Genomic DNA, 12,513 nt, shown 5'->3' with positions numbered 1-12,513 from the left:
GTGCACGATGCCCGCCTCGTGCACCGCGGCCAGCGCCTCGGCCATCCCGGCGATGAGCAGCAGCACGGTGGGCACGGGCAGCGGCCCGTGGTCGGCGCCCACCGACTGGAGCGAGGGGCCGGGTACGTACGCGGTGGCCAGCCAGGGGGTGTCGCCCTCGGTCTCGGCGTCGATGACCGGCGCGGTGTACAGGCCGTGCACCCGCTTGGCCGCCGCCACCTCGCGGCGGAAGCGGCTGCGGAACTCCGGGTCCTCGCTCAGATCGGGCCGTACCACCTTGATCGCCACCGGCCGACCGGCCGGGGTGTAGGAGAGGTAGACCTTGCCCATGCCGCCCGAGCCGAGCTTGGCGGCGAGCCGGTAGCCCGCGATCTGGCGCGGGTCCTTCTCCCCCAGTGCCTTGAAGACCTCCGCCACCTTCGTCCTCCCCGTTTCACAACCGCACGCCCCGACCTTAGCCGAGCGTCCGCGCACCGTACGCGGGCGGTTCCCGTGGCTCGACAGCTACCGCGGACGGTGGGGCGGGGGCCCGGACCGGGGTGGTGGGGTGCGGCCCGGGGTGAGGTGCGGCGGCACGGCGCGCGCTGCCGGCCCGCACCCCGGGCGGTGCGGTAGGCAGGGGGCATGGCACCGATGCGAGGGCCGGCGGGCGCGGACGCGGACGGGAACGGCGAGACGGACAGCGAGACGGGCGGGGACGCGGGCACAGGCTCGGACGGGGGCGCGGACGCGGACGGGAACGGGGACTCGGGCGCAGCCGTGGGCGCGGGCCCGGTGCTCGGGCTGGTGCTCGCCGCGGGTGGTGGGCGCCGGCTCGGTGGGCGCCCCAAGGCGTTGCTCGACCACGGCGGGCGCCCACTGGTGGAGCGTGCGGTACGCGCCCTGCGCGCGGGCGGATGCGCACCGGCGGTGTACGTGGTGCTCGGCGCGGCGGCGGAACAGGTGCGCGCACGGGCCGATCTGACGGGCTGCGTCCTGGTCGACAACCCGGACTGGCCCACCGGCCTCGCCTCGTCCCTGCGCGCGGGTCTGGCCGCGGCCGACGCCGCGTCAGGGCCCGATCGGAGGTTTGAGACGAAACCCGAAGCAGAGTCAAGGCCACTGCCAGGCCCGCAGGTTGAATGGACGTCAGTCGCTGGCGCCTCCGCGGTCCTGGTCCTGCTCGTGGACCAGCCGGGGGTGGGGGCCGCTGCGGTGGCCCGGGTGATCGCCGCGCACCGGGCGGGCGCCGGTCTCGTCTGTGCGGAGTACGCGGGGCGGCGCGGCCATCCGGTGCTGCTGGCCCGGGAGCACGGGGCACGGGTGGCCGCGAGCGCCCACGGGGACCGGGGCGCACGGGACTTCCTGCGCTCCCGCGCGGCGGAGGTGACCTGCGTGGAGTGCGCGGACGTCGCATCGGACGCAGACGTCGACACCCCAGCCGATCTGCGTCTGCTCGCCCCGGACGACTGACCCGCGCCCCGTTGGCCGGTACGTCTGCGGCCCGGTGGGCCCGTACGCCACCCGCCCCGGACGCGCCTCGCCGGTCCGTACGACGGCTGCCCGCACGGCAGGGGCCCTGCGGGCAGCGGTGGGTACGGGAGCGGACCGTACGACGGGGACGGGCCTCGCCACGCGGGCGGTGCACGAGACGAAGACCGGGGGTGCGACGGAGAGACCGGGCGGTGAGACGGCGGCCCGGCGGTGGGCCGAAGCCCGGCCGTGAGGGGGAGGCGGGGCGGTGTAGCCAAATCCGGTGGTGGAACAGGTGGTGAAACGGGTGGTGAAACGGAGGCGGGGGGGGGGGGGGGGGGGGGGGGGGCGGGGGGGCCCCCCGAGGCCGGGTTGCCCGGTCGATCGGTTCCGGATGGGGGCCGGGGCCGATCAGCTAGGCGATCGCCGGAGTGTGGCTCAGGCCTGCTGCCACAGCGCCGGGGCGCTCACCGGGTCCCAGCCGGGCTGGGCCTGGTGCGGCTGGAGGCAGCGGTAGGTGGAGCCGTTGTAGGTGACCGTGTCGCCGGCGTTGTAGACCGTGCCGGCCGCCCAGGTGCCCTCACCCGGGCCGGGGCCGGGGCCACCGTCGTCGTTGGTCTTCAGCGTCAGGCCGTAGCCCTCGATCAGCGGGTTGATCGGCTGGTGGAAGGTGGTGCCACCGGAGCGGCAGTCGCCGGAGCCACCGGAGGTGACGCCCTGCGCCTGGCTGCCGGAGATGTAGGAGCCGCCGGAGTCACCGGGCTCGGCGCAGACCGTCGTCTCGGTCACGCCGCTGATCGTGCCCTCGGGGTAGGTCACGCTGGTGTTGTGCCGGGTGACGGTGCCGCAGTGCCAACCCGTGGTGGAGCCGGAGCGGCAGATCGAGGCGCCGACGGCCGACTGGGTCGAACCCGCGACCTGGACGTTCTGGCCCTGGCCCTTGACGTACGGGGTGGCCTTCCAGTTGCTGTTGGCCGCGACCCAGGCGGTGTCCCGGCCCGGGAAGGTGGACGCCTGGAAGGTGCCCTGGCTGACCTGGTTGAAGCCGCTGGTGGTGGTGCCGGCGCGGCCACAGTGACCCGCGGTCGCGAAGCCCTCCGTGGTGCCGCGGGTGACCGCGAAGCCGACCGAGCAACGGCCGCCGCTGCCCATGTAGTACGCGTCGCCGCCGCGGATGTCGTACAGCGGGCGCGGGCTCTCGGCGATGGTCTTGACGGAGACCAGGTCGCGGGCGACGCCGCTGGCCGCGATCAGCTTCTGCGCGGCGGCCGGCTTGACGGCCTGCACGACCACGGTGTTGGAGCGCACGTCGACGGCCCAGATCGGCACGGCGGACGAGCCGTTCTTGACCGCGGCACGGTCCAGGGCCGCCTTGGCCCCGTCCAGTTCGGCGAGGGTGTGCGCGGCGAGCTTCGCCTTCGCGCCGGTGGCCTTGATCTTGGCCAGCTCGGAGCGGTCGGAGGTGGCGACGGTGAGCGTGCTGGACTCGGCACCGCTCACCCAGGCACCGGCGAAGTCGCGGCCCAGGGACTGCTGGAGCCGACCGGCCAGCGCACCGGCCTCGGCCTCGTTGGCAAGCCGCTCCTTGGCCTGACCGGGGCTGCTCAGGCCCAGGTCGCGCTGCATCGCCGCAAGGACGGCGGGGGAGGTGTCGGCGACGCTCATGGTCTCGGCCGCCGTCGCAGCCGGGTCAGCCGACCGGGCGGAAGCGGTGCCAGGCAGCAGGCTGAGGGCGAGGGCGCCGACCGCCGCTGCCGCGGCACACGCAAGGGTGGCGTGTCTTGGGGGCATGGGGAGTCTCCTCGGTTCGGTGGGGGATGCCGAAACCGTAGGTGGCGCGATCTGTCCCGCAGAAGATTCCAGATTTCCCCCTGCATCGCGGTATGGACCTGTGGCGCCGGCCCGCACCGCCGGGCCGCCCGCGCCCGGCACGGGGCGCGTCCACCACCATCCAACCCGGGCCCGGCGCGGCGCCGCCCGGCGGGTGCCTCGTTCGGCTCGGGTCACAGGGATCTCCCACATGACAGGGGTGGCGCCGGCTCTCCGCCCGGCCCTGGACCCGCCGCTTCCGCGCCGTGCGCGGCGAGCCAGGCGGAGTAGCTCTCGCTGCGGGTGATGGCGTCCGTGTGGGCGGCGTGGGCGTGCGTCACCACGTCGGACGCGGACTGCGCGGCCGGCCCGTACGGGTCCCAGCCGATGAGGTGCCGCCACATCAGCGGGGTACCGGTCAGCGCCCGGGTCACCAGCCCCGGCGGGGTGGGCAGGGTCGCGCGGCAGAGCCCGACGGCCCGTCCGACCTGCGCGAGGTACACGCAGGACGCGACGTCCGTCTCGTAGAGCCGCCCGGGGCGGAACCCGGCCCTGGCGCAGGCGGCGGTGAAACACTCGCCGAAACAGCCGTCGCCCGGCACCACGGCCCAGGCGTCGTCCGCGAAGTCCGCCAGGTCCACTTCCGGCCGCTGCGCGAGCGGGTGTTCCGCACCGAGCATGACAAATATGGGGTCGGCGGCGAACTGCCGCCAGGACAGCCGCTCCGGCTCGGGCGGGGTGCTCTCGCCGCAGGTGCCGATGAGCGCGTGGGTGAGCCGCCCGTCGGCGACCGAGGCCGCGATCTCCCGGTCCGACCAGGAGATCCGGGTGGTCACCTGCACTCCCGGGTGGGCGGCGGACAGCCGGTCGACGACCGCGCCGAGCAGCGGCCCGTGGGTGCCGCCCAGCCGGAAGGCAGGCGCCTGCTCGCCGTCCTGGGTCAGCCGTACGGCCTCCTGTTGGAGCTGCCCCACGGCGGGCAGCAGGATGCGGGCCCGGTCCAGCACGAACTCACCCAGTGCGGTGGTTCGCACGCCGTACCTGCCCCGCTCGAACAACCGCCCGCCCAGGGCGCTTTCGATCCGTTTGAGTTGGGCGCTCAACGCCGGTTGGGCGAGCCCGAGCGTGGCGGCTGCCCGGGTGAGGCTGCCCGCTTCGGCTATCGTCCGGATCGCCCTCAGATGCCGCATCTCCAGGTCCATGGTGTGAGCTTGGACCCGCGTTCCGCCCGGGACAATACCCAGGTCCAGACCAGTGCGGCCGATCGCGGGGCCCCGACCGACGGCTCAGCGGCGGGGGCGCCCACCCGGCGCGCGGGCATTCCGCCGCACCACCCCGCACACCCCTGTCCACATCCCCGCACGCCCCTATCCCTGCCTATCCCTGCCTTCTACGCACCCCACCGCCTCGTACGCGCCCACACAACGGTCCGTGACACGCACGGACGGTCGCCCGGTGCGGCCGAAACCAGACGGCTGTCTCCCCAACACCGGCCACATCGTGGACGATGGGCACGTACTGCTTCACTCGATCTCTGTGTCCATGCTGGAGCCGACGATGGCCAAGAGCGTGCCGGTGCGGTGCCCGGCGTGCAGCCGTGAGCACTCGTTCACGCCACCCACCTTCCCCTGCGCGTGCGGCGCACCGCTCACCCTCCCGGTGCTGGCCGGCCCGGTGGCCCAACTGCGTTACCGCACGTGGGAGGACTCCTGGGTGGCGATGCGCTGCCACTCCTGCGGGCGCAAGGACCACTGGCCACAGCCCGAACTCGGCTGCCCCTGCGGCACCGTGGTGCGACTCCCGGTGGCCAAGGCGCCGGAGGGGAGCGGGCGCAGTCTGGCGACGGCCGGCGGCCCCGGCCAGGCGGGCGCCGCGCGGGCACATCCGGCCCCGAGTTCGGCGGTGCTGCGCCCGGCGTTCCAGCCGGTGACGATCCGGACCGGCCGGGACGTGGTGACCGCCGCCGCGCAGTACCTCAAGTGGCTCGGCTTCACCAGCCTGCGCCGGGTGGAGGACCGCGCGCCCTCCGGGGTCGACCTCCGCGGGCCCGGGCTGGTCGCCCAGGTCGATCCGACGACCCGCCCCACCGGCGTGCGGGACGTGGAGTGCCTGTGGCTGCACGGCCTGAGCGAGGCCGCCGTCAGCGTCTTCTTCTCGCTGGCCGGCTATGCGCGCAACGCACGCTCGCGCGCCGACGAGCTCTACCTCCCGCTGTTCGTCATGGACCTGACGGGCACTCCGCAGCCGGTGAACGACCCGGCGGACGACCTGATCCGGATGGGCCCGCCCGAGGTGTGACCGCCAGGCAGGTCCGCCAGGCGTGACCATCAGGCGTGGCCGCCAGACGCGACCACCCGATCCACGCCCCGCATCCATGCCCGTCAGGCGTGACCAGCGGGGGCGGGCCCGCCCGTTCCTCGACCATCCGATCCGCGACCATCCGATCCATGGCCGCCCGGGCAGGGCCACCCCGGGCGGGGCCGCGCACCGGACCCCCTCCCCCACGGCCGTCAACTCCGTTCCGTGTCAAGGGGGTTGATTCAGGACACCGCACGGGCCTCGCGCAGCTCCCGTACCAACTGCGCGCGCAGTTCCGTCTTGCGGACCTTCCCGCTCGCGGTGAGCGGGAAGGCGTCCACGGTCCGCACCAGGCGCGGGATCTTGTAGCGGGCGATGCGGCCGGTGCAGTACGCGGCGACCTCGTCCGCGGTCAGCGGCTGCGCGCCGGCCGCGAGGACGACGCAGGCGGCGATCTCCTCGCCGTACTTCTCGTCCGGCACGCCCACCACCTGTACGTCGGCGACCTTGGGATGGGTGTGCAGCAGTTCTTCGACCTCGCGCGGGTACACGTTCTCGCCACCGCGGATGATCATGTCCTTGATCCGGCCGACGATCTGCACGTAGCCGTCGGCGCGCATCACCGCCAGGTCCCCGGTGTGCATCCAGCGCGCCGCGTCGATCGCCTCGGCCGTACGCTCCGGCTGCTCCCAGTACCCGAGCATCACGCTGTAGCCGCGCACGCACAGTTCGCCGGCCGTGCCGCGGGGCACCGTCAGCCCGCTGGCCGGGTCGACGACCTTGAGCTCCAGGTGCGGATGGGCCACGCCGACCGTCTCGGTGCGCCGCCGCAGCGTCAACTCCCCGCTCTCCCCCGCCGCGGGCAGCAGGCTCTGGGTGGCGATCGGTGAGGTTTCGGTCATCCCGTAGGCGATGGCGATCTCGGTCAGGTGCATCTCGCCGACGATCCGTTTCATCACCTCGGCCGGGCAGGACGAGCCGCCCACGATGCCGGTGCGCAGCGAGGTCAGGTCGTACGCGGCGAAGTCGGGCAGCCCCAGTTCGGCGATGAACATCGTCGGCACCCCGTACAGCGCCGTGCACCGCTCCCGCTCCACCGTGCGCAGGGTCGCGGCCGGGTCGAAGGTGGGGGCCGGGATGACGGCGCAGGCCGCGTGCGCGATGGCCGCGAGCACCCCGACCACCATGCCGAAGGTGTGGTAGAGCGGCACCGAGATGCAGATCCGGTCGCGTTCGGTGTAGCCGAGCAGCGCGCCGGTCGCCCGGGCGTTGTTGAGGATGCTGTGGTGGGAGAGGGTGGCACCCTTGGGGAAGCCGGTGGTGCCCGAGGTGTACTGGATGTTGATGGGGTCGTCGCAGCCCAACTCGGCAGAGCGGCGGACCAGTTCGTGCACGGGGCGGCGTCTGCCGGCCGCGCGCAGCTCCGCCCAGCACGCGTCACCCAGCCGCACCACGGTGCGCAGTGCGGGGCAGTCGGCGCGGACGGCCGCCACCACGGCCCGGCAGTCGACGCCGCGGTACTCGTCGGCGGCGACCAGCACGGTGGTGCCCGACTGGCGCAGCGCGTACGCCAACTCGCCCTTGGTGTAAGCCGGGTTGAGGCTGACCAGGATGGCGCCGATGCGGGCCGCGGCGAGTTGCACCATGACCCATTCGGCGCTGCTGGGGGCCCAGATGCCGACCCGGTCCCCCTTGGCCACGCCGTACGCGAGCAGCCCGCCGGCCACCTCAGCCACCGCGTGGTCCAACTCGGCGTAGCTCCAGCGGCGGTCGCCCGCCGCCTCCACCAGCGCCTCGCGGTCTCCGCACCGGGCGACGGCCGCGGCCAGTGCCGCGCCGATGGTCTCGCCGGTCAGCGGCGTGCCGTGCGGGCCGCTCGCGTACGACAGGGTCATGACCGGCCGGCCCGTTCGGCGACCGAGCGCTGCGGGGCTACGGGCCGCGCCTCGGCGGCCGGGGCCGCCGGCTGCTCGGGGAGGAGCGCGCGGGCCGCCTGGTCGCGGAGTTCGATCTTGCGGACCTTGCCGCTGACGGTCATCGGGAAGGACTCGACCAGGTGCAGGTAGCGGGGCACCTTGTAGTGGGCGAGGCGGCCCCGGCAGAAGCGGGCGAGTTCGTCACGGGTGAGCGGGTTGGCCGGGTCGCGCAGCACGACGCAGGCGGCGATCTCCTCGCCGTACTTCTCGTCCGGCACGCCCACCACCTGCACGTCGGCGATCTTCGGGTGCGCGTAGAGGAACTCCTCGATCTCGCGCGGGTACACGTTCTCGCCACCGCGGATGATCATGTCCTTGATCCGGCCGACGATCTGCACGTAGCCGTCCTCGCGCATCACCGCCAGGTCCCCGGTGTGCATCCAGCGCGCCGCGTCGATCGCCTCCGCCGACCGCTCCGGCTGCTCCCAGTACCCGAGCATCACGCTGTAGCCGCGGGTGCACAGTTCGCCGGCCTCGCCGCGGGGCACGGTCACGCCGGTGGCCGGGTCGATCACCTTGACCTCGATGTGCGGCATGACCCGGCCGACGGTGGCGGTGCGGCGCTCCAGGTCGTCGTCGACGCGGGTCTGCGTGGAGACCGGGGAGGTCTCGGTCATGCCGTACGCGATGGCGACCTCCGCCATGTGCATCTCGGCGACCACCCGCCGCATGACCTCCACCGGGCAGGGCGATCCGGCCATGATGCCGGTGCGCAGCGTGGACAGGTCGTAGGTGGCGAAGTCGGGCAGCCCCAGTTCGGCGATGAACATCGTCGGCACCCCGTACAGCGCCGTGCACCGCTCCCGCTCCACCGCGTGCAAGGTGGCGACCGGGTCGAAGGAGGGGGCCGGGATGACCACGCAGGCGCCGTGGCTGGTGGCCGCGAGGTTGCCCATGACCATGCCGAAGCAGTGGTAGAAGGGCACCGGCACGCAGATCCGGTCGCGCTCGGTGTAGTTGATGAGCTCGCCGACGAAGTAGCCGTTGTTGAGGATGTTGTGGTGCGAGAGGGTGGCGCCCTTGGGGAAGCCGGTGGTGCCCGATGTGTACTGGATGTTGACCGGGTCGTCGCTGGTCAGCCGGGCCTGCCGGTCGGCGAGCCGGGCCGGGTCGACCTGCGCACCGGCCCGTACCAGGCCGTCCCAGGTCGGGTCGCCGATGTAGACCACGTCGCGCAGCGCCTTGCAGTCGGCGCGCACCTGCTCGACCATCCGGCGGTAGTCGCTGGTCTTGTGCTCGATGGAGGAGACCAGGACCTGGATGCCGGCCTGTTCGAGCACGTAGCGCAGCTCGTGGACGCGGTAGGCCGGGTTGATGTTGACCATGATGGCGCCGATGCGGGCCGACGCGTACTGCACGAGCACCCACTCGGGGCAGTTGATCGCCCAGATGCCGACCCGGTCGCCCTTGCCGACGCCCTTGGCGAGCAGGCCGAGCGCGACCTCGTCCACCGCCCGCCCGAACTCGGTGTAGGTCCAGCGCCGGCCGCTGGCCATGTCCACCAGCGCCTCCCGGTCCCCGAACCGTGCGATGGCGGCGTCGAGGCTGGCGCCGATGGTCTGGCCGAGCAGCGGCGTGTCACCGGGTCCGCTGGCGTAGGAGCGCGGCGGCGAGGGCGGCGACTGGCCCGACTCGACGCGACCCGGTGCCAGGTTCTGGCCGGTGGGGGCCGCCTCGCCGGTGGGCTGCGGGGGGGGCTGGGGAGCGGTCTGCGCGGCGGTGCGCGCGGCGCCGGCCGCGGGTCCCGCGGCGGGGCCCGGCTCCCCGGTGGTGGCGGGATCGGCGCTCTGGCCGGTCGTGGCGGGGCCGGTCATGAGGACTCCTCACGGTATTCGGCGGCGCCGCCGTCCTGGGCGGTCCGCTCGCGCAACTCGATCCGGCGGATCTTGCCGGACACGGTCTTGGGCAGGTCGGCGAACTCGATGCGCCGCACCCGCTTGTAGGGCGCCAGCACCGCGCGCGAGTGCGCGAACAGCGCCCGCGCGGTCTCCGGGCCGGGCTCCCAGCCCTCGGCGAGCACCACGTACGCCTTGGGCACCGCCAGCCGCACCGGGTCGGGCGCCGGCACCACGGCGGCCTCGGCGACGGCCTCGTGTTCCAGCATCGCGCTCTCCAGCTCGAACGGCGAGATCTTGTAGTCGGACGCCTTGAAGACGTCGTCGGCGCGGCCCACGTAGGTGATGTAGCCGTCGGCGTCCCTGGCTCCGATGTCCCCGGTGCGGTAGTAGCCGCCGGCCATCGCCTCGGCGGTGCGCTCCGGGTCGCCCGCGTAGCCGGCCATCAGACCCACCGGGTGGGCGGAGAGGTCCAGGCTGATCTCGCCCTCGTCGCCGGGCTTCCCGGTGACCGGGTCGAGCAGCGCGACGGCGAAACCGGGCGTGGGGCGCCCCCTGGAGCCCGTCTTGAGCGGCTGCCCGGGCGTGTTGGCGACCTGTACGGAGGTCTCGGTCTGGCCGAAGCCGTCCCGGATGGTCACCCCCCAGTCCCGCCTGACCTGCTCGATGACCTCCGGGTTGAGCGGTTCGCCGGCCGCGACGGCCTCCCGCGGCGCGGTGCGCAGCGCCCGCAGGTCGGCCTGGATGAGCATCCGCCACACGGTGGGCGGCGCGCAGAAGGTGGTGACGCCGCAGCGGTCCATCTCGGCCATCAGCCGGGCCGCGTCGAAACGGGTGTAGTTGAAGACGAAGACGGTCGCCTCGGCGTTCCACGGGGCGAACAGGTTGGACCAGGCGTGCTTGGCCCACCCCGGCGACGAGATGTTCAGGTGGACGTCGCCCGGCCGCAGCCCGATCCAGTACAGGGTGGCCAGGTGGCCGATCGGGTACGAGGTGTGGGTGTGCTCCACGAGCTTGGGCTTGGCCGTGGTGCCGGAGGTGAAGTAGAGCATCAGCGGGTCGTCGGCCCGGGTCGGCCCGTCGGGCGTGAAGCGGCTGGGAGCGGCGTAGGCGTCGGCGTAATCGAGCCATCCGGGGCGCAGGCCGGTGCCGCCCACCTCGATCCGGGTGTAGTCGCCGGGGACGTCGTCGAACTTGGCCGCGTCCAGCGCCCGGACGATGACGTGGCGGGCGCCGCCGCGCTCGATGCGGTCCACGAGGTCGGCGGGGCCGAGCAGCGGGGTGGCCGGGATGACCACGGCGCGCAGCTTCATGGTGGCCAGTGCGGTCTCCCACAGCTCGGTCTGGTTGCCGAGCATCACCACCACCCGGTCGCCGGCCCGTACGTCCTGCGCGCGCAGCCAGTTGGCGACCTTGTCGGACCGCTCCCGCAGTTCGGCGAAGGTCAGCCGGGTCTCCGTGCCGTCCTCCTCGACGATGTGCAGGGCGGTCCTGTCCACCCGCTCGGCCAGCGGGTCGAACCAGTCCAGCGCCCAGTTGAAGGCCGCCGGCCGGGGCCACTGGAACCCTGCGTAGGCAGCCGCGTAGTCCTCCCGGTGCTGGAGCAGGAAATCCCGCGCAGCCCGGAACTCTTCGGTCGGACCGATTGCCGCCACATGTCCTCCTCATTGCCAAAGCGCTCGCTAGCATCGTGCGACGAGTGATCTGAGTCTCACTACCCCCGGATGGGGGTGATGGTATTTACGGGGAGGTGTCGGTGGCGGATACGTACGGGGCCGTGGACCTGCGCACCGCGCTACAGCGGATGCGGCGCGGTGGGGGGCTGCCCGTCGCGTTCGGTGGACTGTTCGAGGGGACCCGCCAGTTCCGGATCGCCGAACTGGCCGGGACGGCGACCCAGGTCCTGGTCGGGCTCACCATCACCACCGGCAACGGCCTGGGCGGCAAGGCCATGGCGCTCTCCCGGCCGGTGTGCGTCGCGGACTACCCCGCCTCCCGGGTGATAAGCCACGAGTACGACGCCGCCGTCGCCGCGGAGGGGTTGCGCTGCGTGCTGGCGGTGCCGGTGGTGGTGCGGCGGCGGGTGCGCGGGGTGCTGTACGGCGCGCTGCGGCAGCCGATGGCGCTCGGCGACCGCACGCTCTCGGTCGCGGTCGAGGCGGCCCGCGAACTCGAACAGGCCCTGGCCGTACGGGACGCCGCCCAGGACGAGGCCCGCCGGGTGGTGGCGGCTGCCGGCCATCCCAGCGAGGCGGACCCGGCGGCCTGGGAGGAGGTCAGGGCGGCCCACGGCGAACTGCGCGCGCTCGCCCAACGCGTCCATGACCAGGCGTTACGGCACGAACTGCTCACCGCACTCGGCCGGTTGGCGGCGGCCCCGCCCGGCACGGCAACGGCCCGGACGCCCGAGCCGCCGGTCGGTGTCGAGCTCTCCCCGCGCGAGGTCGACGTGCTGGCCTGCGTGGCGTCCGGCGCGACCAATGCCGCCACCGCGGACCGCCTCGGCCTGCGCCCGGAGACCGTCAAGAGCTATCTGCGCTCATCCATGCGGAAACTGGGCGCCCACACCCGCCTCCAGGCCGTGGTCTCGGCCCGCCGAGCGGGGTTGCTGCCTTAGGGGTGGGTCGGTGCGTTGCTGGGTTGCTGGGGTGGTGGGGTGGGGTTACCGGTGGGTGGGGTTACTGGTGGGTGGGGTTACCGGTGGGGTCGCTGGGTTGGTGAGTGAGCTGTGGCAGTGGGGTGGCTGGGTGGGGTGGGGTGGCTGGGTTGGTTGGGTGGGTGGGCTGGTGGATTGGGTGTGCTCGTGAGGTGGGTGGGCTGTGGCAGTGGAGGGGTGGGGTGGCTGGGGGGTGTTGCTGGGTTGGGTGGGTGATGTCTGCGGGTTGGCTGGGCTTGCGAGATCGGCGGGTTGGTGGGTTGGCGGGTTAGTCAGGGGCGCCGCGGTGGGTGCTCGGGGCGCACGGCGCGGGGCATCGCGAGGCGGCGACGGGTGCGCGGCAGCGCCGTACGGGCCCGGTACGAGCCGGTACGAGGGGGACGGCCCGGCACGCCACACGGCGCGGGTGACCTCTAACGGCGGACGGCTCGTACAGGGGTTCGCACGCGGCGGGAGGTAAGGAAATCCGCAGGTCATGCGGGGTGCG

The 12,513-nt window shown here is 73.5% G+C and carries 9 protein-coding genes; 3 read left to right on the top strand and 6 right to left on the bottom strand.

The features are described from left to right. Nucleotides 1–417: protein kinase domain-containing protein (locus tag AAHZ94_RS05655; RefSeq protein WP_349991035.1), on the bottom strand; the 417-nt coding region annotated here is incomplete at its 3' end. A gap of 357 nt (nt 418–774) precedes the next feature. Between AAHZ94_RS05655 and AAHZ94_RS05650 the strand changes: the two genes are divergently transcribed. After that, a complete protein-coding gene (locus AAHZ94_RS05650; RefSeq protein WP_502964581.1) occupies nt 775–1,452 on the top strand; it encodes a nucleotidyltransferase family protein in 678 nt (225 codons plus the stop codon). Between the two features lie 438 nt (nt 1,453–1,890). On the opposite strand, the gene AAHZ94_RS05645 is transcribed toward AAHZ94_RS05650, so the two are convergent. Together AAHZ94_RS05645 and AAHZ94_RS05640 are read right to left on the bottom strand one after the other, a co-directional pair. Beyond that, nucleotides 1,891–3,243 (bottom strand): carbohydrate-binding protein, encoded by a 1,353-nt coding sequence (locus AAHZ94_RS05645; protein ID WP_349991031.1) that lies wholly within the window; start codon nt 3,241–3,243, stop codon nt 1,891–1,893. 212 nt (nt 3,244–3,455) lie between these two features. Further along, entirely contained in the window at nt 3,456–4,463 is a 1,008-nt protein-coding gene (locus AAHZ94_RS05640) for a LysR family transcriptional regulator (RefSeq protein WP_349991030.1), read from the bottom strand. Between the two features lie 355 nt (nt 4,464–4,818). Between AAHZ94_RS05640 and AAHZ94_RS05635 the strand changes: the two genes are divergently transcribed. Next, nucleotides 4,819–5,559: a hypothetical protein gene (locus AAHZ94_RS05635; protein ID WP_349991038.1), complete on the top strand. Its 741-nt coding sequence runs from the start codon at nt 4,819–4,821 to the stop codon at nt 5,557–5,559. A gap of 242 nt (nt 5,560–5,801) precedes the next feature. On the opposite strand, the gene AAHZ94_RS05630 is transcribed toward AAHZ94_RS05635, so the two are convergent. Genes AAHZ94_RS05630 through AAHZ94_RS05620 form a run of 3 tightly spaced genes read right to left on the bottom strand, consistent with a single transcriptional unit; the run spans nt 5,802 to nt 11,016 of the window. Continuing rightward, a complete protein-coding gene (locus AAHZ94_RS05630; RefSeq protein ID WP_349991028.1) occupies nt 5,802–7,454 on the bottom strand; it encodes an AMP-binding protein in 1,653 nt (550 codons plus the stop codon). Further along, nucleotides 7,451–9,349, bottom strand: a complete 1,899-nt coding sequence (locus AAHZ94_RS05625) for an AMP-binding protein (protein ID WP_349991026.1) — start codon at nt 9,347–9,349, stop codon at nt 7,451–7,453. The genes AAHZ94_RS05630 and AAHZ94_RS05625 overlap by 4 nt, the downstream gene beginning before the upstream one ends. Then, a complete protein-coding gene (locus AAHZ94_RS05620; RefSeq protein ID WP_349991037.1) occupies nt 9,346–11,016 on the bottom strand; it encodes an AMP-binding protein in 1,671 nt (556 codons plus the stop codon). The genes AAHZ94_RS05625 and AAHZ94_RS05620 overlap by 4 nt, the downstream gene beginning before the upstream one ends. 110 nt (nt 11,017–11,126) lie before the next feature. Between AAHZ94_RS05620 and AAHZ94_RS05615 the strand changes: the two genes are divergently transcribed. After that, nucleotides 11,127–11,987 (top strand): helix-turn-helix transcriptional regulator, encoded by an 861-nt coding sequence (locus tag AAHZ94_RS05615; protein ID WP_349991025.1) that lies wholly within the window; start codon nt 11,127–11,129, stop codon nt 11,985–11,987. Nucleotides 11,988–12,513: the final 526 nt, after the last annotated feature.

The organism is Streptomyces sp. HSW2009 (genome assembly GCF_040240285.1).
In the GTDB taxonomy this organism is placed as follows: Bacteria; Actinomycetota; Actinomycetes; order Streptomycetales; family Streptomycetaceae; genus Streptomyces.
This window is presented reverse-complemented; position numbering and strand designations above follow the sequence as displayed.